The sequence below is a fragment of the Paracoccus niistensis genome (assembly GCF_042432925.1).
Classification (GTDB): domain Bacteria; phylum Pseudomonadota; class Alphaproteobacteria; order Rhodobacterales; family Rhodobacteraceae; genus Paracoccus; species Paracoccus niistensis.
Genome location: NZ_JBHLWE010000042.1, coordinates 1 through 18,826 on the forward strand (window position 1 = coordinate 1; position 18,826 = coordinate 18,826).

The 18,826-nt window shown below is 63.7% G+C and carries 25 protein-coding genes; 14 read left to right on the forward strand and 11 right to left on the reverse strand.

Going from position 1 to position 18,826, the window contains the following annotated elements; genetic code table 11:
• Positions 1-276 (reverse strand): transposase (locus tag ACFFII_RS14375; protein WP_377699561.1); only part of this gene is annotated, 276 nt, incomplete at its 3' end.
• Between the two features lie 219 nt (positions 277-495).
• Here ACFFII_RS14375 and ACFFII_RS14380 point away from each other — a divergent pair.
• A complete protein-coding gene (locus tag ACFFII_RS14380) occupies positions 496-867 on the forward strand; it encodes a type II toxin-antitoxin system RelE/ParE family toxin (protein WP_377699562.1) in 372 nt (123 codons plus the stop codon).
• The gene (locus tag ACFFII_RS14385) at positions 867-1,265 is read left to right on the forward strand and encodes a helix-turn-helix domain-containing protein (protein ID WP_377699563.1); all 399 of its coding nucleotides are present in this window, start codon (positions 867-869) and stop codon (positions 1,263-1,265) included. Before ACFFII_RS14380 ends, ACFFII_RS14385 begins: the two co-directional genes overlap by 1 nt.
• 182 nt (positions 1,266-1,447) lie before the next feature.
• Here ACFFII_RS14385 and ACFFII_RS14390 read toward each other — a convergent pair whose 3' ends face one another.
• The gene (locus ACFFII_RS14390) at positions 1,448-2,305 is read right to left on the reverse strand and encodes an ImmA/IrrE family metallo-endopeptidase (RefSeq protein ID WP_377699564.1); all 858 of its coding nucleotides are present in this window, start codon (positions 2,303-2,305) and stop codon (positions 1,448-1,450) included.
• Between the two features lie 47 nt (positions 2,306-2,352).
• Positions 2,353-2,676 (reverse strand): helix-turn-helix domain-containing protein, encoded by a 324-nt coding sequence (locus ACFFII_RS14395; RefSeq protein ID WP_377699565.1) that lies wholly within the window; start codon positions 2,674-2,676, stop codon positions 2,353-2,355.
• A gap of 173 nt (positions 2,677-2,849) precedes the next feature.
• On the opposite strand from ACFFII_RS14395, the gene ACFFII_RS14400 reads away from it, so the two are divergent.
• Genes ACFFII_RS14400 through ACFFII_RS14410 form a run of 3 tightly spaced genes read left to right on the forward strand, consistent with a single transcriptional unit; the run spans position 2,850 to position 5,633 of the window.
• Positions 2,850-4,127, forward strand: coding sequence for a nucleotidyltransferase domain-containing protein (locus ACFFII_RS14400; RefSeq protein WP_377699566.1), 1,278 nt, complete (start codon positions 2,850-2,852; stop codon positions 4,125-4,127).
• Between the two features lie 26 nt (positions 4,128-4,153).
• Positions 4,154-4,591 carry a type II CBASS E2 protein gene (locus ACFFII_RS14405; RefSeq protein ID WP_377699567.1) on the forward strand — a complete coding sequence of 146 codons (438 nt, stop codon included), beginning with the start codon at positions 4,154-4,156 and terminating at the stop codon, positions 4,589-4,591.
• A complete protein-coding gene (locus ACFFII_RS14410; protein WP_377699568.1) occupies positions 4,584-5,633 on the forward strand; it encodes a CBASS cGAMP-activated phospholipase in 1,050 nt (349 codons plus the stop codon). The genes ACFFII_RS14405 and ACFFII_RS14410 overlap by 8 nt, the downstream gene beginning before the upstream one ends.
• Positions 5,634-5,887: 254 nt before the next feature.
• Here the strand turns inward: ACFFII_RS14410 and ACFFII_RS14415 are convergent, their stop codons facing one another.
• The 3 genes from ACFFII_RS14415 to ACFFII_RS14425 form a co-directional block, all read right to left on the reverse strand.
• On the reverse strand, positions 5,888-6,121 hold the full coding sequence (locus tag ACFFII_RS14415) for a zinc finger domain-containing protein (RefSeq protein ID WP_377699569.1): 234 nt from the start codon (positions 6,119-6,121) through the stop codon (positions 5,888-5,890).
• A gap of 68 nt (positions 6,122-6,189) precedes the next feature.
• Positions 6,190-6,759, reverse strand: coding sequence for a hypothetical protein (locus tag ACFFII_RS14420; RefSeq protein ID WP_377699570.1), 570 nt, complete (start codon positions 6,757-6,759; stop codon positions 6,190-6,192).
• A 56-nt stretch (positions 6,760-6,815) separates the two neighbouring features.
• Positions 6,816-7,223, reverse strand: coding sequence for a hypothetical protein (locus tag ACFFII_RS14425; RefSeq protein WP_377699571.1), 408 nt, complete (start codon positions 7,221-7,223; stop codon positions 6,816-6,818).
• Between the two features lie 340 nt (positions 7,224-7,563).
• On the opposite strand from ACFFII_RS14425, the gene ACFFII_RS14430 reads away from it, so the two are divergent.
• On the forward strand, positions 7,564-7,761 hold the full coding sequence (locus ACFFII_RS14430) for a hypothetical protein (RefSeq protein WP_377699572.1): 198 nt from the start codon (positions 7,564-7,566) through the stop codon (positions 7,759-7,761).
• A 216-nt stretch (positions 7,762-7,977) separates the two neighbouring features.
• On the opposite strand, the gene ACFFII_RS14435 is transcribed toward ACFFII_RS14430, so the two are convergent.
• The 4 genes from ACFFII_RS14435 to ACFFII_RS14450 all read right to left on the reverse strand — a co-directional run bounded on the left by ACFFII_RS14435 (position 7,978) and on the right by ACFFII_RS14450 (position 11,480).
• Complete coding sequence (locus tag ACFFII_RS14435; RefSeq protein ID WP_377699573.1) at positions 7,978-9,213, reverse strand: helix-turn-helix domain-containing protein; 1,236 nt, start codon at positions 9,211-9,213, stop codon at positions 7,978-7,980.
• 294 nt (positions 9,214-9,507) lie between these two features.
• The gene (locus ACFFII_RS14440) at positions 9,508-10,053 is read right to left on the reverse strand and encodes a hypothetical protein (RefSeq protein WP_377699574.1); all 546 of its coding nucleotides are present in this window, start codon (positions 10,051-10,053) and stop codon (positions 9,508-9,510) included.
• Positions 10,054-10,142: 89 nt separating this feature from the next.
• The gene (locus ACFFII_RS14445) at positions 10,143-10,541 is read right to left on the reverse strand and encodes a hypothetical protein (RefSeq protein WP_377699575.1); all 399 of its coding nucleotides are present in this window, start codon (positions 10,539-10,541) and stop codon (positions 10,143-10,145) included.
• A 318-nt stretch (positions 10,542-10,859) separates the two neighbouring features.
• Positions 10,860-11,480: a helix-turn-helix transcriptional regulator gene (locus ACFFII_RS14450; protein WP_377699576.1), complete on the reverse strand. Its 621-nt coding sequence runs from the start codon at positions 11,478-11,480 to the stop codon at positions 10,860-10,862.
• 320 nt (positions 11,481-11,800) lie between these two features.
• Here ACFFII_RS14450 and ACFFII_RS14455 point away from each other — a divergent pair, with 320 nt between their 5' ends.
• Positions 11,801-12,448 (forward strand): acyl-homoserine-lactone synthase, encoded by a 648-nt coding sequence (locus tag ACFFII_RS14455; RefSeq protein ID WP_377699577.1) that lies wholly within the window; start codon positions 11,801-11,803, stop codon positions 12,446-12,448.
• A gap of 196 nt (positions 12,449-12,644) precedes the next feature.
• Here ACFFII_RS14455 and ACFFII_RS14460 read toward each other — a convergent pair whose 3' ends face one another.
• Positions 12,645-12,980: a hypothetical protein gene (locus ACFFII_RS14460; RefSeq protein WP_377699578.1), complete on the reverse strand. Its 336-nt coding sequence runs from the start codon at positions 12,978-12,980 to the stop codon at positions 12,645-12,647.
• On the opposite strand from ACFFII_RS14460, the gene ACFFII_RS14465 reads away from it, so the two are divergent.
• The 7 genes from ACFFII_RS14465 to ACFFII_RS14495 are packed head-to-tail and all read left to right on the forward strand — an operon-like array spanning position 12,979 to position 18,826.
• A complete protein-coding gene (locus ACFFII_RS14465) occupies positions 12,979-13,821 on the forward strand; it encodes a lytic transglycosylase domain-containing protein (protein ID WP_377699579.1) in 843 nt (280 codons plus the stop codon). The two genes, ACFFII_RS14460 and ACFFII_RS14465, sit on opposite strands and share 2 nt — an antisense overlap.
• A 15-nt stretch (positions 13,822-13,836) precedes the next feature.
• The gene (locus ACFFII_RS14470) at positions 13,837-14,139 is read left to right on the forward strand and encodes a TrbC/VirB2 family protein (protein WP_377699580.1); all 303 of its coding nucleotides are present in this window, start codon (positions 13,837-13,839) and stop codon (positions 14,137-14,139) included.
• Positions 14,139-14,414: a VirB3 family type IV secretion system protein gene (locus ACFFII_RS14475; RefSeq protein WP_377699581.1), complete on the forward strand. Its 276-nt coding sequence runs from the start codon at positions 14,139-14,141 to the stop codon at positions 14,412-14,414. The genes ACFFII_RS14470 and ACFFII_RS14475 overlap by 1 nt, the downstream gene beginning before the upstream one ends.
• Complete coding sequence (locus ACFFII_RS14480) at positions 14,407-16,758, forward strand: VirB4 family type IV secretion/conjugal transfer ATPase (RefSeq protein WP_377699582.1); 2,352 nt, start codon at positions 14,407-14,409, stop codon at positions 16,756-16,758. Before ACFFII_RS14475 ends, ACFFII_RS14480 begins: the two co-directional genes overlap by 8 nt.
• Positions 16,751-16,873 carry a hypothetical protein gene (locus ACFFII_RS14485; protein ID WP_377699583.1) on the forward strand — a complete coding sequence of 41 codons (123 nt, stop codon included), beginning with the start codon at positions 16,751-16,753 and terminating at the stop codon, positions 16,871-16,873. The genes ACFFII_RS14480 and ACFFII_RS14485 overlap by 8 nt, the downstream gene beginning before the upstream one ends.
• A 10-nt stretch (positions 16,874-16,883) precedes the next feature.
• Positions 16,884-18,038 (forward strand): lytic transglycosylase domain-containing protein, encoded by a 1,155-nt coding sequence (locus ACFFII_RS14490; protein ID WP_377699584.1) that lies wholly within the window; start codon positions 16,884-16,886, stop codon positions 18,036-18,038.
• Positions 18,035-18,826: a type IV secretion system protein gene (locus ACFFII_RS14495; protein WP_377699585.1), complete on the forward strand. Its 792-nt coding sequence runs from the start codon at positions 18,035-18,037 to the stop codon at positions 18,824-18,826. Before ACFFII_RS14490 ends, ACFFII_RS14495 begins: the two co-directional genes overlap by 4 nt.

Below are 18,826 nucleotides of genomic sequence, written 5' to 3' on the forward strand. Positions count from 1 at the left end.
CGCGAAAAAAGCTGCCGCTTTCTTGAGAATGTCACGCTCCGCCCGAAGACGGGCGACCTCTTTCTTCAGAGCTGCGATCTCGGCCAGATCAGCCCGCAACTGCCCATTGCCCGGAAAGGCAGCGGCAGGAGCTGCTGTCAACTCGCGCATCCAGCGGCGCAACACGCTCTCGGCCACATCCAGGTCGCGGCTGGCCTGCGCCACCGATACGCCGCGCTCGGTCACCAGCTTCACAGCCTCGGTCTTGAACTCGCGGCTGAACTTCCGCCTCGTCATGTGTGGTCTCCGGTCCCTTGGTCACGATCTTATCTTCGTGTCCACGAAACCGGCAGCAGGCCAAACATCGGAGACCATCTGTCAGCCTAGGCGAAGGAGCATCTTCAGGATCCACACGGCTGGCGATGACGCCCATCCCGCTGGTAGAACCGGCGAACGCCATCGTGCGAAGTGACCCGCATCAGGGCGCATTGACCCAACATAGCCTTGGAGCTATATATGTCATGGAGTGTCGCGTTCGGCGATGAGTTCGATCGGGAGTTCAAGGACCTGGCGCTGGCCGTGCAAGACGAGTTGCTCGCAACCGCCAAGCTTCTTGGCACCTTCGGGCCTCAGCTGGGCCGTCCGCACGCCGATACGCTGAACGCCTCGTCGTACGCGAACATGAAGGAGCTCCGCTTCGAGGCCGAGGGCGGCGTTTGGCGCGTGGCCTTCGCCTTCGACCCGGAGCGGAGGGCGATTCTGCTGGTCGCCGGCGACAAGTCAGGCGGCAGCGAGAAGCGCTTCTACAAAGTGCTGATCGCCAAGGCCGACAAGCGCTACCAGGCGCACCTCGACCGCCTCGCGGCGGCAAAGAAGGAGAGAACGTGATGGGCCGCACACTCGATGAGGTCATGGGCACGCTCCCGCAGGAGCGCCGTGAGCGGATCGACGCCCGGTTTCAGGAACTCAAGGAAGAGGTCGAGGGACTGGGCGAGCTTCGCCGCATGGCAGGTAAGGCGCAAGCCGACGTGGCATCGGCTCTCAGGATCAAGCAGCCCTCCGTCTCAAAGATCGAAAAGCAGGCGGACCTGTACCTGTCGACTTTGCGCAGCTACGTCGAGGCGGTCGGGGGCCAGCTGGACCTGGTCGTACGGCTCCCGTCGCATCCGCCGCTCCATCTGCGCCATCTGGGCGACGTGTCCTCGGGCGCTCCGTCTCCGGTTGCCAAGCGGAGCAACCGCACAGCCTCTGGCACGAGTGGGAAGAAAGCCTCTGCGCGGGCGTGAGCGACCTCCAGATCAGGAGGCGGCAAGCGCTGAAGCTTTCACGTATGAAGCAGCTTCCGGTGAAGACGGACGTGAGCCCAGCCTTGGCCTAAGTGGACCATCTGGCCCGACTGCGCCTGTGCTGAACCCATGGCCCCAGAGTCAGGACGAGGGCGCTATCCCTCGGACCGGCAAACTCCCGGCTAACGGTTTAACCGCCGCTCCATAAGGTCGAGCGTATCGAGATCCTCTTCTTCGCCCTGTTCGAAGTTCCTGATGCGGTCTTCGAGGTGCAGGAGCGAAAGCCCAAGGTCGTAGCGGTCCGAGACGATCATCTCTTCCACGACCGGCTCTCCCGAGAACCAAACCCCTGCCGGGTGGCTCACGCCCTCGGGTGGGGCATCCGAGGTTCCGGTGGCTACTGGCGAGGCCGTCGGAACCTCCACTGGGGCTCTCCCCCGCGTGCGGAAGAACGCGCCTGAGCGCAGCGCGGGCGTGCTCGACTTTCCCCAAAGCACGTAGCCGTCGCGGGACGCCACCAGAACGGCGCGCCGCTCAGTGAGGCCCAGCCACTGCAGGACACAGGCTGTGAGTGAAACCCCATAACGCTCCTCTGCGAGCCGCCCCAACTCGGTAAGGCTCACCCTAGCGCGCGGCGGCACCTGCTGGCGGAAGTCATCGAGCGGCATGAGGAGGCGTGCGGCGAAGCGGTTAGCCTCGGCCTCCTGCGGGCTTCGCTCATGGTCCCAAGTGGCCATGTCCTCCGGACGGCAGCGAAAGCCTCCGTCGGGCGCGAGGTGCCTGTGGACTAAGAAGTGTCCCAGCTCGTGGGCGACCGTGAAGCGGCGCCGCCCCGGATGGCGGATAGCGTCGCTGTAGGCGATGCCCCATCCATTGCCGCGGCGGCGTCCGTCAACAAGCGCTCCGTCGCACCCGTCGAGGGGCCTCTCGGAGACGCGCGTGACGGGCGCGTCGCGGTCGATCACCGGTGTCCACTCGAGCGCAAGCCGCTCGACGTCAATGGGGAAGCGATCCTCGCCAAGGGACTGGCGTAGGATCATGGAGGCCTTGTTGGCCCACCAGTCCGGTCCTCTGTCGACCTGTGAGCTCACTCGTCGTCCCAGAGGTCCAGAGTCTTCTGCAGCTTGGCTTTGGTCTTAGGATCGAGCGCCACGTAGCGCCGAAAGAAGACCTTGTCCTCGGGTGCGAGGTCGGCCTCCGAGTTGATCGGCGTGCCTATGAGGAAGTCCACGGTAGTGCCTAGGGCCGCCGCGATGCCGGAGAGCTTCTCTGCCGAGGGCCGGGGCGGGGCCTTGTTCTCGAGCTCCCAGACGTAGCTCTTGCTCGAACCCGACATCTGCGCGAGCTGGTCGAGGGTAAGCCCCCGCTCCTTGCGCAGCAACCTGAGGCGCTCCCCCATAGGCGTGGCCAAGACTCCCCTCCTTGCGTGACTTTCTTGCTTTGGTTCGGTGTAGGCGCACTCAGAGTTCTTGACAACTGTTTACTCAGCATCAAGTTCGGAGTAGCAATACTCAACGATTGACTATGCTGAAAATGTGTAGGGGGTCACTAAGACTCCGATCGGACAGGAAGGACCGGCTCGACATGAACAACCTCAGCGACTTCGCCCGCCTCCGCCGACCCGAGACCATCGTCGATCGGCTCCTCAAGCTCGTGGCCGTTCGCGTCGAGCTGCCGCCGAGTTACCACGCCCTCGCCTGTGACCGCAAAGCCGCCTTGGAGGCCTACATCGAGCGCGCTGGCAGCGTACTCGAGCACCTCGTTGTCCTCTTCTACGTCCAGGGTTCGATGGCAATTGGCGCCACCATCCGGGCGCGGCACCGCGAGGACGGCTATGACATCGACATCGTGGTCGAGCTGCGCCTCCCGCACTCCACGCCTCCGAACGTCGTGCTCGACATGCTCTTCCAGGCGGTAAAGGGCGAGCCGGGCTCCCGCTACTATGACTGCACCGTCCGCCAGACCCGCTGCGTCACTGTCGAGTATGCCGATGGCATGCATGTCGACCTGACGCCCTCGATACTGGTCGAGCCCGCGGCCCCCCGCCGGAGCGTGATCCCGCACGCCAAGCCCGAGGAGCCGCGGCACAGAGATCGCATGGTGCGGATGAACGCCTTCGGCTTCGCCGAGGAGTTCAATGAGCGTAACCCGCCGGACTGGGTCTTCGCCGAGGACTACGCGGAGATCCGCAAGAGGATGGATCCGGGCTCCATCACCATCGCTGCGGCCGAGGCCGAGCCGGTCCCGGCCCACTCCTCGGAGGTGGGCGGCAAGTCAACTACCGTGGTCGCCCTCCAGCTCATGAAGCGCAACCGTCTCCTGTGCTACCGCCTCCGCGACGGGGTGCGAATGCCGCCCTCGGTGATGATCTCCTCCATCGTGCTCGAGGCCGCGCGGCCCGGGCGCACGCTCACTGAGGCGCTGACCGAGTCCGTGGACCACCTCCGCCGGCGCCTTCAGGCGGCCCAAGACGCGGGCGTGCTGATCGACGTGCGCAACCCGCGCGATCCCGAGGACCGCTTCACCGATCGCTGGCCCGCCACACTTCAAGACCAGCACCTTTACATCCGCGATCTCGAGCGCTTGGCCCGCAGGCTCGATGACCTTCAGCGGGCACAGTCGATGAAGGAGCGCTCCGACATCCTCGTCGAGCTCTTCGGTGAAGCCCCGGCCCGCGATGCCGTGGCCGAGATCGTGCGCGAGGTGGCACCTCACGAGCCGTCCACGACCCGGCCGGCGTCTCCGGCTCCCGCGGCCCTGGCGGCTCCAGTCCTCCAGGCGCCGCGCATCGCACCGGCGCAGCCTGTGCGGGCGCCGCGCAACACCAACTTCGGGGGGACCTGGACATGGCCCGAGGATTGATCTCCCTGGAGAAGCAGGTGAAGGCGATGCGCGCCCTCTGGCCCGGGTTCGAGGCAGTGCCGGGGATCAGCCCCGGCACCGTCGTATGGTTCGGGGACCTCACCGGCTTCGAGCGCAAATTCCACCTCTTCATCCAGTACGGGCTGCCGCTCCCGGGCCGCCGCGAGATGTGTCGGCTGATGCCCGAGGTGCGGGTGCTCCGCCCTAGGCTCGTGCCGAACCCGGATGCGGCTGAGGAGGCTCCCCTGCCCCATGTCTACTTCGACCTGTCCGACTTGGCCGGCTCTCCCCTTTGCCTCTTCGACCCGCGCCTGCGTGAGTGGGACGGAAGCCTCCTAATCGCCCGGACCACGATCCCGTGGGCCGAGCGGTGGCTCTGGAACTACGAGCTCTGGGAGGCCACGGGCGAATGGCACGGGGGCGGCACGCACCCTGAACCCGACAAGGAGAAGGCTCATGCGTGAGGCCGACTACGATCACACAGTCCCCCGGCGCTCCGAGGGCACGAGGACGACCCTGAGGCCGGCACAGCCTTGGCCCGAGGGGCGGCCGTTCAAGCTTCTCTCCATCGACGGGGGCGGCATTCGAGGCCTGCTGCCGGCCTTGGTTCTGGCCGAGATCGAGCAACGCTATCTCGGTGGCGAGCCCATTGGGCAGCACTTCGACATGATCGCGGGAACATCTACAGGCGGCATCATCGCGCTCGGGCTCGGCCATGGGCTTTCGGCCCGGGAGATCGCCGCCTTCTACATCGAGCGCGGCGACAGGGTTTTCCCGCCGGGCAACTGGATCACCCGGCCTCTTCGATCGGCCTTAGGCTGGGTGGGGATTACCCACGATCGCCGTATTCTCGAGGCGGAGTTGCGCCGCATCCTGGGCCACGAGACATTCGGCAACTCGCAGGTGCCGCTCTGCATCCCTGCCTTCGAGGGGCGCTACGGTGAGCCCTACGTCTACAAGACCCCCCACCACCCCGACTACAAGCGCGACGGCCGTGAACGGATGGTCGACGTCGGCGTTGCCACTGCGGCTGCGCCCACTGTCTACCGGGCAGTCGAACGGGACGGCTACGCTCTCCTCGACGGCGGCATCTGGGCCAACAACCCGGTCATGGTTGGCGTAGTAGATGCGCTCTCCTGCTTCGCCATCGAGCGGCGGCAACTCCACGTTCTGAGCCTTGGCACGGGGCGCGAGCGCTTCCGCGTCGGCCGCTGGGCCAGGGTCGGGGGAAAGCTCCTCTGGGCAGGGCCGTTCGTGAGCGCCGCGATGGCCGCGCAGTCTCACAACGCGCTCGGTCAGGCGGGCCTGCTCCTCGGCCGCGACCGCATCACCCGCATCGACGGGCCTGAAACCGCTGAACTCGTCGACCTGACGGAGGTGCGGCGCGCTGTGAAGGAGCTTCCAGGCATCGCGCGCATTTTGGTCGAGGGGATGGGGAAGCAGGTCGCGGACCAGTTCCTGACCGGGAATCAACGCGAGGCAGCCCGATTGTCTCGGCCGGGATAATGCCGCGTCGCGTGGACCGGGCATCCGGTCTGTCGCGAGTTCTGCTCCTTTCTGACGACCTGCACGGGTGATGGCCGCGCAGCAGCTCTGCGCGAAGCGCAACGTCCTGTCCAGGCGCGGGCGCAGCCCCTGGCCGGTTGGGACTACCTGACCGCCAGAAAAAAGAAGGTCCTGCCAAAGCAGGGCCAGTTAATCCTCCGTCGCAGAAGGAAAGGGGTCAGGCGGCGTTGCTCCGCTCGATGCAGACAAGGTCCTCAATCGCGGGCGCGTCCACGCGGATCGATCAGCCAGCCCGAGGCAGCGTGAATGATTGCGGCCAGGTCGCCGTGCTGCGCGATGAACTGCCGGTCGGCCTCGGCACGGCGGGCGGCGTGAAAGTCGGCTGCACGATGCCCGCTCGGGCAGTGGCACCAGGCGCCCGCAGCCGCGCGGCAAGTCGGGCAGGCAACGGCCAGAACGGGGTGGTTGTATTCGGTGAAGTCGGGCATGATGACTCACCTCCCTGTTGTAAACTCTGTTGCCGGGGCGGGCTGTCCCGCCCCGGTCTTTCATCTGGTCAGAAGCAGTCGGGCACCCAGACGTCGATGCGGGCCTTTGCCTCGGCATCGATGCCCCAGACGCGCTGGTAGTCGGGATCGCTGAACAGCTTTTCGAGCGAGAGCGCCTTTGCGGCCTTCTTCTGGCTCCTGAACGCCTTGAAGCCTGCGCCCTGCGGGTCGGTGCCGGTGAGGTCCAGCATGAGGGCGTCCAGCGTGTCGGCACTGACGCGGCCAAAGAAGTTCTCGGTGGTCGGGGTCCAGACCTGACGGAGGCTGACCCTGGTTTCGGCCTCGACCTTGGCAAAGACCGGATCGCGGTCGCTGTATTTGAGGCTGCGGGCCAGCGCCAAGGCCAGCACGGCATTGCGGTGCTTCTTGCCTTTAGCGCGGAAGGCGTCGAAGGGGTCGGCCTCGGGTGTGGCATCGGGCTGCAGCATCTGCCGGATGCGGTGCTCGCTCGTCTCGCGGCCCTTGATCTGGTCCAGAACGGTGAGGGTCAGGGCCTCGTCCTCGGCCACGGTGAAGGCCTTGGCCGCGCCCAAGGTGATCTCGCCCGCTTTCAGCGCATCCAGCACGGGGGCGGGCAAGCGCCGCGGCGGCCATCAGCCGTCGCCAGTGACACCTGTCCTGGGGCTGCGGGTGGTCAGCCGCCCCGGTTCTTGCCGCGACCGGATGATGCATCGGGCCGATGGACGCCTGTGGCAGAAACGGCGCTGTTGAACAGGCGGGGCGATGCCAAGGCCGCTTCGGTCAGGATCTTCGCGATCACACCCCTGTTGCGCATGGCTTCGCGTCGGAAAACGTCCTGCTGGTGTTCGGCCGGCACCAGGATCTCGCGGAAGTCCGTCTCGCCGTGCCGTGCGCAGGACACCATAAAGGCCGCCATCCATTTGACGCCGAGCTGCACGATCTCGCTGCGGGGATCGCCCATCCTGTCGATTTCGGCCCAACAGAGGGCAGCGGCGCTGGTGATGGCGGCCAGCGTATCCTGGTCACTCTCGGGTACGCCACCCGTCGCCTTCACTTCATCCACCCAATCAGCCAGCTTCATGTCGGCGTCCTTACAAGATCAGAAGAGGATTGTGGGACTCTTGGTGTCGTCCGCAACGTTCCTCGCATTTAAGGAAACCTGGCGATTTCAGTATAGCCAATTGGCTATACCATAAGGCGATAAATCGAACAAATCTCGGGACTTCGTTGAAGGTCTGGATAGAGTTTCTCTGCGGTGCTTCGGCGCAGCCATGCAGAACCAGGCGTCTTGGGTCATGGCAGTTGCGGAGGTCACGCAGAACAGGCGGACATACTCAGGGCTGTCACCTCGACGTGCGGTTTTTGGGAGGCATCCGCTTTCCGAAGATACCAGATGCAACATTCGCGACCGAGACATTCACATGACCAGCCAAGACAGCTGTATAAACGGGCCAGGACTGACGAAAACGGAATGGGAACTGCTGCTGGAAGCGATCCATGCTTACAACCACAATGCGGATTACCGCATCCTCCACGGCAAGCTTGCCATCCTAGCCAAGGCCTCAGGTGTCAGGCCGAAAAACACGACGCTGACCAGCGGGGAAGCCGGCCGGGTTTGAGAGGTCTGGCAGGGCCTTAACGGGTGATCTCGCAAGCGCAGATGAGTTGGCTATGGCAATCCATTCTCCCATGAGCCCTCGACACCGGCCTGCCTTGCATCCGAACACAGGTCGATGCGCATGGCGATTATCCTGCTCCGATAAGGCCAAGCCGCTTTCGACCTTTTCCGCCCATGACCCACGACCCATGATTCCTTAGGCCCTCTCCTCGTCGGCTCATGTCCGCTCCTCGGCCAGCCGTCGCTCATTGAGGCCGATCAGGCTGCCGGTCAGGTTGAGCGTGCCAAGCTGGCAGGCCCGCACCATGCCGCGCATGTAGCCGCCGGGGCTGATAACCGGGGTTTCCGGATCGGAGCGTCGCGCGTCGGTGATGAGCGTGCACAGCATCAGCTCCTCTTCGGACATGAGCTGCGCCCATTCTTCCCAGAGCCGCGGCCGCAGTCCGAGGTGAGGAAAGCGGTCATAGGCCGCGCAGATGAAGTCGAACAGCGTCAACTCGCTTGGGTCGCTGCCGTGGCGCAGCAGATCCTGCTGCATCTCGGCGGAGGCCAGTTCGAACAGTCGCTGCGGTCCCAGCCGGTCAATGAACTTGCCCTTGACCGCTGGGTTGGGCACTCCCTCATTTTTTTCTTCGCGTCCCACGGAGCCGACAGGCGGAGCGGCTGAAGAATTGTCTTGCACGGGTTTGCCCGTGCCCCACATATCCACGCCTGCGGTACCTGACTTTTTATGATCTTGGGTTGTATCTTGTATATGAGACCGCTCGAAACTGAGCGGTCCATCGCTTGATTTTTCATGGCTTTCGATAAGCACCAGCGCCTTCCGGCACAGGGCTTCCGCCTCCTCGACATGCCGGCGCAGTTCGACCAGTGGTATACGGTGCAGCGCCTCGGCCGACGGCCAAGCGTTGTGCTGCGCGACAAGCGCCTGAACCGCTTCGCTCGCTGCACCACGCTCGATCAGCACCTCGATCGCGTGCCGCAGATGGCGACGGGCGATCGACCGCGCGCCGCGCAGATGAGCGTGCGCGCGCCGCTCGGCCTCGGCCTGCTCTCTGATGGCCAGAAGGTCGCCCACCTGCGCCAGCAGCGGGCCAAAGAAGATTCCGGTGCCTATCCAGCGGCTGCGGGCCCCGTTTGCGGCCGTGCGGCGCTCGATGAGGCGGGCTGCGGCAAGCTGCGCCTCGTAGCGCCGCCAGGTCGAGGCCGGGATGCCCCGGGCCCGGGCGATCTCCACCGCATCCATATAGCAGCAGGGCTCGGCCTTCGGGTCGGTCCAGTCGGACGGACGGGTAGCGGCTATCATGTCGGCAAGCGCGTGGATTGCGCCGGCGCAAGGCGCGGGACGCAGAAGATGGCGCACTGCGCGCACCAGATCGAGAAGGGCGCTGCGCCCGCCGGGCAGCGTGAGGATTGGAAACAAGGGGGCGGCCCGGGCCGCAAGGCGTGTCATGGTCTGCTCCTGACAGGTTCAGGCGCAGGGGCGGCCGGCAAGACGGGTCCGTTCGCGCAAACGCGTTTTCTGCTTGATCGGGATGTCAGGAGGGACTACAACGGGCCTTAGATTCAGTTAGGCTTTCAGGTTTGGCGACCTGGTTGCATTGTCCCCCGCCGGTTTCCCCCGCGCGGGGGTTCTTCTTTGTGGCGTGTTCTGCTGTCCTCGACTCTTCTTAGTTTTGTTCCTCCGGATACACGGTGCGGTGAGCTTCGGCAAATGTTTGTCTCAGGCAGGTCATCGCTCTAGCGGTCAGTAGCGGACGAACTGATGGTGATAAGTGCCGGTGTGGTCCCGGTAGCGGAAGGCCACGCCGCGTAGGCTAGTGAGTTCCCGCTGTCCCCGGTTCACGGTTCTGACGGTCTGATAAGCGAGACAGCCGGTATCATTGTCGCGGGTGCAGACGCGCAGCTCAACGCGACGGCCGCCGACCGCCTCGGCCAGCCACGCCGGGCCTTCCTCGAAGCTCGCGCGCTGCCACGAGAAGGTCCCGGTCCGACCATAGGTGCCGATCTGGGTGCTGTCCTCGACCAGGAGATCGCCTTCCTTGTCACGGAACCGCCGATACCTGATGTGGTAGATCTCCATGGCATTCCGGTAGGCCCGCACTTCGGGGGTCAGGCCATCGACTCCGAGCTGCAACGGAGTAATGCCGGCAAGGGCCGCGACGCTGGGGTCGATGCCCATAGGGCAGCGCCAGAGCTGGAGGGGTGGCTCGATCGGCCAAGGCGTGATCCGGCGGATCACCTCGGCCTTGGCCGCGCTGCACTCGGCCGAGGCTGGAAAGCCGCCTGCCATGCACAGCAGGATGGCACAGTCTATAGGATAAGCTGCGGAGGGAACGGGTGGGGCAAGCGCCAGAGCTGCCACTGAGAGGTAACGGAGCTTCATGGGCGAGAGCCGCGTTCTGAGGCGGAATTGGGAGTCGCAGCAAGCTTGGCAATGCCGAGTTGGTCCGCGCGCTGGATAAAGCGCCGATACTGCACGCCAACTTCCTCGGCTTCCATGATGGCTTTGGATCGTGCTTCGGTGAGGCATGTGGTGAAGTCACTGACAGCACGGAAGTAGTCTTCAAAATCAACTCGGATCAGGTCTGCATAGGCGCGAAGATCACTGTCAGTTTCGGGCAGGTAAGGCGTCTCTGGCGGCACGCAGAAAGGGGTCGCAAACCCACCAAGGGGCTGGACCAGAAGGCCGATTGTTGCGGCAACCGCACTGTATGGGTGAGACCAAGCCATCGAGTTTCCTGACATGATCAAACGATCATACATGTCCGTGGCGATCATACAAGTTCGTTGTCGCTACTCTGTTTGGCTGTCATCCTTTGTTGCGGATGAGCGCTGGGGCTTACGAACAGAGGTAGCGACCGCGCAGTTGGATGGCTTATCTAACCAGAGCATCTGCATGTCGCCGTTGTTCCAGAGATAAAGCCAGCCAATACGGCCCCCAAAAGCTATGCGCTCAATGGGTCGGGCACAGAGACGTTCTTCTCGCGGCATGGCTGATCCTTCCTCGAAGCCGGGGTTCCGGGCTCGTTGCCACACTCACGGAAGTTGAAAAGACTAATCCATTAAGAACTAGCCAATCGGCTACTCCAAAGGTTATCAGATGTAGTTGCGTGCTACTGCAATGGCGACCGCCTGCGTACGGGTTGAAGCGTTGAGCTTTGCACAAGCCTTCATGAACCGCTGCTTGACCGTGGCCGCAGACACCCCCAAAGCCTCGGCGGTCTCTGCCTGTCCCAGGCCGTTGCGGAAGCAGGAGAGCACCTGAAGTTCGCCCGGGGTCAGGGCGGCTCGGTTAAGAAGCAGATCGACCCAGACGTTGAACTTCGCGTCGTAGGTGAGGATTTCCTCATCTGTAAATTCGCGGTCGGCACGTGCGATGGACAGGAACGACTTCGTCAATCCGACACGTCGTGTGTAGGCGACACCGTAGTTGATATCGTGCCTGCGGGCTTTCTCCATGACACCGCGAAGGTCAGGGGTGCGAATGGCAGACCAGCGGGTATGACCACTGTTCTTGCTCATCATCCAGAGAAGAACGGGATCTCCGATCGCGTAGTTGTTTCCCTCATACTCATCGCGCCATGTCTGCGGGTAGCCGGTGAACAGGTGTTCGGGGCCCGTCCAGCGATAGTTGAAGCCGATCGTCCATCCGGCAGGGGCGACAGTGCTTAGGTCCTCAAGCTCACGCGAGAAGTTCGGAATCAGGTCATCAATCATGAGGAAACCCGCTATGATGTAGCCAATCGGCTATACCAGAGGGCAACAAACAGGAGAAGAGGGAGAGACATCCGCGCAACGTTTGCTAGTGCTTCAAAAAGACCTTTCGAAGGGCTTAGGTGTGGCAAAGCGGTTCGAAGTCATAGCAGTGGCGGAGTTCACGCACGATATGGCGGAGACCCTTCAAGCAGTGTTCACGGCCTATGCTGTAGACGGCATTGTGCGCTTAGAAGTGACAACGCATGGGATCTGGCTGGTCCACCCGGGCGGGAGCCGCCAGTTCCTTGGTGCAGCGCGGTTGTTTGATTCGGAGAGTAACAATGTCCAGCATTAGCGAAGATTCAAGAGAGCTGGAATTCGAGGTGTCAGTAATCGAGCTGCCGCGCCAGTTTGAGAAAGTAAATCTCGTCCAAGAATTCATGCGATTTAGAAAGAAGATATTCGTCGATCGAATGGCTTGGCCACTCTATCACATGGATGATGTCGAGTTCGAGCAATATGATACGATCGACACGACCTATGTAATCGCACATTCGGGTAGCCAGGTACTCGGGGGTGCCAGACTGAAGCGCACCGACGCGACTCTCGGAACTGGACGAATCGTCTACAGCTATATGATTCGAGATGCTCACCTGGGCATACTGCCAGGTATGCCTGCAACGCTTTGCTCAAGCCCGCCTCCCATCGACCCGAATGTCTGGGAGCTGACGCGCCTTGCCGCGGTGTCCGACCCACCGGGGGTAGCAGAAGAGATACTGCGCGAGTCGAACAAGCACCTGTTCGCAAAAGGTGCGACGAGTTGTCTGTTCTTGGGCCCGCCCGCCTTCATGAGAATGGCGCGACGCTTGGGATGGATGCCTGAGCCGATGGGGCCGATCGTTGGCAACAACGATGGACGCTTCTTGGCCTTCAAGTGTGGTGTCTTGCACCCATGCCTTGTGGCCTCCGAAGCTGCCGCAGCTGACTGAGCATCTGCAGCTGCTCTAGACAGACTAGCTTTAGAACGATCAGGCAAGTTTGTCGGGCTGTCAGCGGCCCGATGTATCAACAAAACCCCCTTTCAGTCAGTTGGATAGATGAGGCCGGCGCGGTAAGCCTAGCTTGGGCTCAAGTGCCTTACGTGTCAGCAAAAATACATGTTGCGCGTAATCATGTAGTATCGTATCAATCTCGCATGCCGAAGGGTTCGGCACGCAGGTTGATGCCTCGACGGAAAGGCAGGGACCTGTGGAGAGATCGTTCATAGAAGCGCCTCCTAATGTGGTCAGCGAAAACGGACTCAGGAACTTGCTGCAGGAAGGCTGGCACGTCGAAATTGTCTGCCAGAGTGACGCAGAAAAACGCAGTTACAACTGGTATGGTGAGTGGACCATCAGGGGTATCTCGCCTGATGGTGCGCAGGAAAAGATACTCATCACTTCCCGAAGCGAGATCAATATTCGGGTTCTCAAGACAACAAACGGAGTTATCAGTTTTATGCTCGACATGGGTTTCGAGCATGTCCACCTTCCACTGCTCAAAGGTGGCCGATGCCGTCAGGCTCTTCGCGACACGAAAAGCGTGGCCGCTCACCGCGCTGATTAGCGCCTTCCTAGCGGCAGGCGCGGCTGCCGCCAGGAAGGCTCGATCCAACCTGACGACTAGAACCATTTCGGTCGCGCTACTTTACATGGCGCTATCGTTCATCTCTCCCGCTGCGGCCGAAGTGATCCGCTTCGACACCAAGGGAAACCAGATCGGGCAATCGCATCGTCGCAATCCCGTGAAGCGTTACGACGCCGCCGGTCGCCTGATCGCGCCGCCGAAACCGCAAGCAGCGGCAGATGATCTCGACACCATGGACCTCGAGGGCGAGGCGATGATGCTGCTCGAACCGCGGGCGGCGTCTCGCCGGGCGGTTTCGACCAACCCCGGCCATGCTGTCGGCATTGCGGCGGCGCGCAGCGTGGCGCTGCGCTACCAGCATCATCCGGCTCTCAAAGCCAACAGGATCGCGCCGCATGAATGGACGGCGCTGTTCCAGGCGCTTGTCTGGCAAGAGTCGCGCTTCAACCCGCGCGCCCGCAGCCACAAGGGGGCCATCGGCTACGCGCAACTGATGCCGGGCACGGCTGCGAAGCTCGGCGTCGATCCGCACGATCCGGTGCAGAACCTCGACGGCGGCGCGCGCTACCTGCTCATGCAGCTCCAGACTTTCCGATCCCCGATGCTGGCGCTTGCCGCCTACAACGCCGGGCCGGGGGCGGTGCAGAAATATCGCAACAGCGTCCCGCCTTATCGGGAAACCCGCGATTACGTGGTCCGCGTCCTCGCGGAGCGTGACCGCATCCTCCGGCAATAGAGAAGGATCATTCTCGTGACCAACCGACATTTCCTCATTCTGGCGCTTGCAAGCGCCGCCCTTGCATCCGGCGTCGCGGGCGACGCGCTCGCGCAAAGCGTGGATTTCTCGAAGGCCGATACTATCGGCAACGATTTCGTGGCCTGGATTCGCGGCAACCTCGCCACTGTCGTTTTCACGGTCGCCTTCGTGCTGACCGGCTTCTTGGCTGCCTTCAACCGCATCAGTTGGCTGTGGGTGCTTCTGGTTGTCGTGGGCGCCTTTCTGGTGTTCGGGGCGCCGACCTTCGTTTCAAGCCTCCGCTCGGCTTTCAGCTGATGGAGCGGCATGCCGTCATTCTCGGGCTCTCGCGGCAGGCCAAGCTCCTTGGCCTGCCGATGCCCTACATGATGGCGGTAGGCGCCCTGACCATGCTGCCCTTCATCTGGTTCAAGGTGATCGCGTGGCTGCTCACCGGGCCGCTCTGGTATGGCCTCGCCCGTGCGTTCGTCGCGGTCAATCCGAACGGCCACAAGGCAGTTGCGGTGGTCCTGAACAAGACCCCGCCCGCCCTGACCCGCAAGAAGCGAAAGGCGGGCCGCCACTATGTTTAACGCCAGGATTGGTCCGTTCAGCGAGCGCGCGCAGGCCCGTGTGCCGAAGTCGCCGCAGTTCTATGCGGAAATGCCCTATGCGCTCGAAGTGGACGATCACACCGTGCGCACCCGCGACAATGCGCTGATGATGAGCCTGGAAATCCAAGGCATCGACGGGATCACGGCGTCAGACCGCGACATTCTCGATCTGGCCAAGAGCTTCGCGGCCATCATGGACGGCCTCGATGATCGGTTCACCTTCTACATCCATCGGCTGATGCGCCCCGCCACGTTCGGGTTGAAGCCGATCTACGGCGACAACTTCGCGCATGACGTGGAAACGGCCTGGCGCAGCCACCTGTCGGGTCGCAACCTGCGCGAGTTCATGCTGGTGCTGACGGTGGTGCGGAACAAGCGCGTGCCGCTCAAGGTGCCGCTGTTCACCAAGGCGGCGAAGCGGCTTCTGGACCGCAACACCGAGGAACGCCTGGGCGAGTTGCGCGAGGTCGTCTCGATCCTCGAAACCAGTCTCGGGGTCGGGACAAAGCGGCTCAGGATCAGCGACGGAAGCCTGCTCGGCTTCTACAGCGCGATCAGCACCGGCCTTTACCGGCCCGAATATCGCGGCCAGCACACGCTGATTGCCGAGGACGTGTCGCTCCTGTCGGTGCGCTTCAAGGGGCCGGTTGCGGAGTTCCGCGACGGCTTCGACACCCCGCGCTTTGCCGCCGTCCTCTCGATCTGGCGCAACGGCAACCAGACCTGGCCGGGGATGCTTGATGCCCTCGACACCGGCACCGACACAGTGATCTCGCACGCCTACACGCCCGTCGCCATGAACAGGGTGAGCGAGCTGGCGAAGCGCCGCATCCAGCAGATGGAAGCGGCCGGCGATCTGGTCGGCTCGATCGCGGACGACCTGCGGCAGACCTATGACGATGTGGAGTCGGGCCGGATCGGCTTTGGTGAGCATCAACTGACGATCACGGTGTTCGCGGACAGCGAGGCCGCGCTTGAGGAGCGGGTGTCGCAGGTCCGCAGCGTGGCGGAACAGGCCAAGATCAAGCTCGTGCGCTGCAACGACACGCTGGCCGCAACCTACTTTGCCACCCATCCGGGCAACCAGGACTACCAGATCTGGAACCCGCTCACCAAGTCGATCAACTTTGCCGACATGGCCTCGTTCCACATGGCAAAGGCCGGGGCTGTGGCAAGCGAGCTGCCGTGGCGCACGCCGATCACGGTGTTGCAGACGGTGACGGGCGCTGCGCATCGCTTCAGCTTCCACGCGCCGGGCGATCCGAACGCGGAACCCACCATCGGGCACACGCTGTTTCTCGGCCCTTCGGGCGGCGGCAAGTCCTCGACAGTGGCCTTCCTCGCGGCGCAATCGCAGCGCGCGGGCGCGCGCGTGATCCTGTTCGACAAGGACCAAGCGCTCCGCATGGCGATCACCGCGATGGAAGGCCGCTACACCGCGATCCGCGCGGGCCACCCGACCGGGCTGAACCCGCTCCTGACCGAGCGCGGCCCGCGCGGCGAGGCCTGGCTGATGGACTGGCTCGCCCGGCTGGTGGAACGCGGCGACGACAAGCTGACCCCGCACCAGGCCGAGGCCCTGAAAAGCGCCGTGCGCCAGAACGGGCAGGCGCCCGACGAGCTGCGGACCTTCGCCCATTTTGAGGATCTGATCGGTGACGTGGGCGACAACCGCGCCCTTGCCATGAAGCTTGCGGAATGGGGACCGGAGGGCCGCTACAACTGGGTGTTCGGGGACGCCGATCAGCCGGTGATCGACCTGTCCGCGAACGTGACCGGCATCGACCTGACGGAAATCCTATCGATGGCGACGGAGCGGACAGCGGTGCTGTCCTACATCTTCCGCCGCCTGGAGCTGCTGTTCGAGGAAAAGCGCCCGACCCTGCTGGTGATCGACGAGGCCTCTACCGTCTTTGACGATGAGTTCTTTGCCCGCTGGCTGCCGAAGTGGCTGGTGACGGTCCGCAAGCTCAATGTCGTGGTGGTGCTGCTGACGCAATTCCCCTCGCAAATCAGGGAAAGCAGATCCGGCTCGATCATCCAGGGGATGCCGAACCAGGTGATCTTCCCCAACCGCGCCGCCGATGTGCCCGACTACGAGGGCTTCGGTCTGACCGACAACGAGCTGCATTTCGTGCTGACCGGGCGCACAGCGCAGCGGAACGCGCTCCTCCGCGGCCAAGACGGCTCCACGATCCTCAACTTCGATCTCTCCCCGCTCGGGCCACTGCTGACGGCGCTCGGCGGCGGCGAGGCGAGCATCCGGGCCTTCGGCCCCGACTACGCCCGCCGCAATCACTTCTGGAGGACTGATGATGCGTAAGGTTCTGATCCTTGCGGCGGTGGCCGCCACGCTCGCGGGCTGCGGCGAGCAGCCGGTCCGCAAGACCAACTGCTGGTCGGGCATGGCCTTCGTGGCATCAAGCCACTGCCGGTAGGGAGGTGGTGGTGCGGGGCCGCAAGTCCGTTCTGGCTCTGGCGCTGATCGGCGCGGCGGCAATCCCTGCCGGGGTCGCCGGACAAGGCGTGCCAGTGGGCGACTTCAAGCGGATCGCGCTTGAAGTCCTCGGATTGAACGAGGAAGCCGCCAAGACCAAGGAAGCGCAGGCCAAGAACGAGGAACGGCTCAAGCAGGTCAAGGCCCGCACCGATCAACTGGCGGCGGCGCAGCAAACGCTCAATCTGCTCACGGAAACCTCGCGCTTCGTGCCCGATCTCGAAGGCGCTGGCGTCTCGGGCGGTGGCGGGGCCTTCACGGGTGCTGCGGAAATCTACGCCATTGAGGACAACAACCCCTATGCCGCGCGGATCATGGGCGATGCGCCGGTCACGATCGAACAGATGATCGCGGACACGGCGCAGAGGCACGCCGGCCACCCGGCGCTTGCGCGCGTCGGCATCAACGCGGTCGAGTTCCGCTGCTGGCTCCAGGCCCTCGTCAAGCAGGAGTCGAACTTCTCCATCGGCGCGCGCAGCCATGTCGGCGCCTTCGGGCTGACGCAGATCATGCCCGGCACCTTCACCGAACTCGGTATCCCCGACGATGGGCGCCGACAGGACCCACGGGTGCAGCTCGACGGTGGCGCACGCTATCTGCTGAAGGGCCTCGGGATGTTCGGCTCCATGCCGCTGGCGCTCGCCGCCTACAACGCCGGGCCCGGCGCGGTCCAAAAATACAACGGCATCCCGCCCTACAAGGAAACGCAGAACTATGTCGTGAAGATCACGGGCTACTATAACCGCTACGCGTCCCGGATGGATGGTAACGCCCAGGCGGTCGGCACGCTCGATCCGCACGACATGGTGATTGCCGAAGCCTCGAACCTGTCGGACGCGGCGATGGGCTACGCGGCCGTCAGCATGAACACCATGCACGGCTCCATGATCCGGCTCAAAGACATCCTGGTGCAAGTCGAGGCCACCGGCTCGGTCAAGACCGCGATGGACCTGAACACCTACACGCGGACCGAGGTGGCGCGCATGGCGGTGATCCTGGTCCGGCTGCAAGCGGTGCAGCGCAAGGTGGAGGCGGCGCGTACGGCGCTGCTTCTCGAAGCCTATGCGCGCGATGAGGACTACCTGCGAGTGAGGTTGGACGGATGAAGCTGACGACGAAAGTTCTAACCATCGGTGCCGTTGCCTGCATCCTCGCGGTCCCGGCGGGCGGCCAGGGCGTGCCGACCATCGACGTCACCAGTCTGGCAAAGCTGGCCGATCAGCTTGTCGAGGCAAAGCTCCAGCTCAAGGAGCAGATCGCGCAGAACGTGAAGCTCGATGAGCAGACCAAGCAATTGCTGGACCAGATCCTGCTGCTCCAGAACCAGATCGACGCGCTGCGGAACGGGCTCACGCTGGCGGACCTCGGCGTCGATCCCGACAGCTTCCTCAAGGACATCCTGCCTGATTTTGCGGACCTGACCACCTCGGTCGAGGCGGCGCGGTCGGGGGACTGGACCCGCGTGCTGGCCTCGGGCGACGCCTTCCGGGGCGGCGGCTCCGTCAGCGGCCATGTGGATCGCACCTTCGAGCAATCGGGCCTGTCGCGGGACCGGGTGGACACGCTGGCGAAGAGCGAGGACCAGGGGGCCTCGCGCATCGGCCAGTCGGCCAACGTCAACGCCTTCATGAGCGTGGCGGCGGAAAGCTCTTCGGAGGCCGCCAAGGACAGCCTGACGCGACTGGACGGCCTGGTGCAGAAGATCCCCGACACCGCAGGGTTGAAGGAGGCGATCGACCTCAACACGCGGGTCACGGCCGAGCTTGGCATCGCGCTCGGCAATGTCTGGTCGATGGAAGCGATCCAGACGGTGGGTCAGGGCAACATGGGCGTCATGGACGCCGCCACTGCGGCCGACGAGGAAAAATACCTGCGGGTGAGGCTGGAGGAATGA

Coding starts and splice junctions, on each gene's coding strand:
- ACFFII_RS14380 (WP_377699562.1), top strand. CDS start 496: ATGTCATGGAGTGTCGCGTTCGGCGATGAGTTCGATCGGGAGTTCAAG.
- ACFFII_RS14385 (WP_377699563.1), top strand. CDS start 867: ATGGGCCGCACACTCGATGAGGTCATGGGCACGCTCCCGCAGGAGCGC.
- ACFFII_RS14390 (WP_377699564.1), bottom strand. CDS start 2,305: ATGATCCTACGCCAGTCCCTTGGCGAGGATCGCTTCCCCATTGACGTC.
- ACFFII_RS14400 (WP_377699566.1), top strand. CDS start 2,850: ATGAACAACCTCAGCGACTTCGCCCGCCTCCGCCGACCCGAGACCATC.
- ACFFII_RS14405 (WP_377699567.1), top strand. CDS start 4,154: ATGCGCGCCCTCTGGCCCGGGTTCGAGGCAGTGCCGGGGATCAGCCCC.
- ACFFII_RS14410 (WP_377699568.1), top strand. CDS start 4,584: ATGCGTGAGGCCGACTACGATCACACAGTCCCCCGGCGCTCCGAGGGC.
- ACFFII_RS14415 (WP_377699569.1), bottom strand. CDS start 6,121: ATGCCCGACTTCACCGAATACAACCACCCCGTTCTGGCCGTTGCCTGC.
- ACFFII_RS14425 (WP_377699571.1), bottom strand. CDS start 7,223: ATGAAGCTGGCTGATTGGGTGGATGAAGTGAAGGCGACGGGTGGCGTA.
- ACFFII_RS14430 (WP_377699572.1), top strand. CDS start 7,564: ATGACCAGCCAAGACAGCTGTATAAACGGGCCAGGACTGACGAAAACG.
- ACFFII_RS14435 (WP_377699573.1), bottom strand. CDS start 9,213: ATGACACGCCTTGCGGCCCGGGCCGCCCCCTTGTTTCCAATCCTCACG.
- ACFFII_RS14440 (WP_377699574.1), bottom strand. CDS start 10,053: ATGGCAGGCGGCTTTCCAGCCTCGGCCGAGTGCAGCGCGGCCAAGGCC.
- ACFFII_RS14445 (WP_377699575.1), bottom strand. CDS start 10,541: ATGATCGCCACGGACATGTATGATCGTTTGATCATGTCAGGAAACTCG.
- ACFFII_RS14450 (WP_377699576.1), bottom strand. CDS start 11,480: ATGATTGATGACCTGATTCCGAACTTCTCGCGTGAGCTTGAGGACCTA.
- ACFFII_RS14455 (WP_377699577.1), top strand. CDS start 11,801: ATGTCCAGCATTAGCGAAGATTCAAGAGAGCTGGAATTCGAGGTGTCA.
- ACFFII_RS14465 (WP_377699579.1), top strand. CDS start 12,979: ATGTCCACCTTCCACTGCTCAAAGGTGGCCGATGCCGTCAGGCTCTTC.
- ACFFII_RS14460 (WP_377699578.1), bottom strand. CDS start 12,980: ATGCTCGAAACCCATGTCGAGCATAAAACTGATAACTCCGTTTGTTGT.
- ACFFII_RS14475 (WP_377699581.1), top strand. CDS start 14,139: ATGGAGCGGCATGCCGTCATTCTCGGGCTCTCGCGGCAGGCCAAGCTC.
- ACFFII_RS14480 (WP_377699582.1), top strand. CDS start 14,407: ATGTTTAACGCCAGGATTGGTCCGTTCAGCGAGCGCGCGCAGGCCCGT.
- ACFFII_RS14485 (WP_377699583.1), top strand. CDS start 16,751: ATGCGTAAGGTTCTGATCCTTGCGGCGGTGGCCGCCACGCTCGCGGGC.
- ACFFII_RS14495 (WP_377699585.1), top strand. CDS start 18,035: ATGAAGCTGACGACGAAAGTTCTAACCATCGGTGCCGTTGCCTGCATC.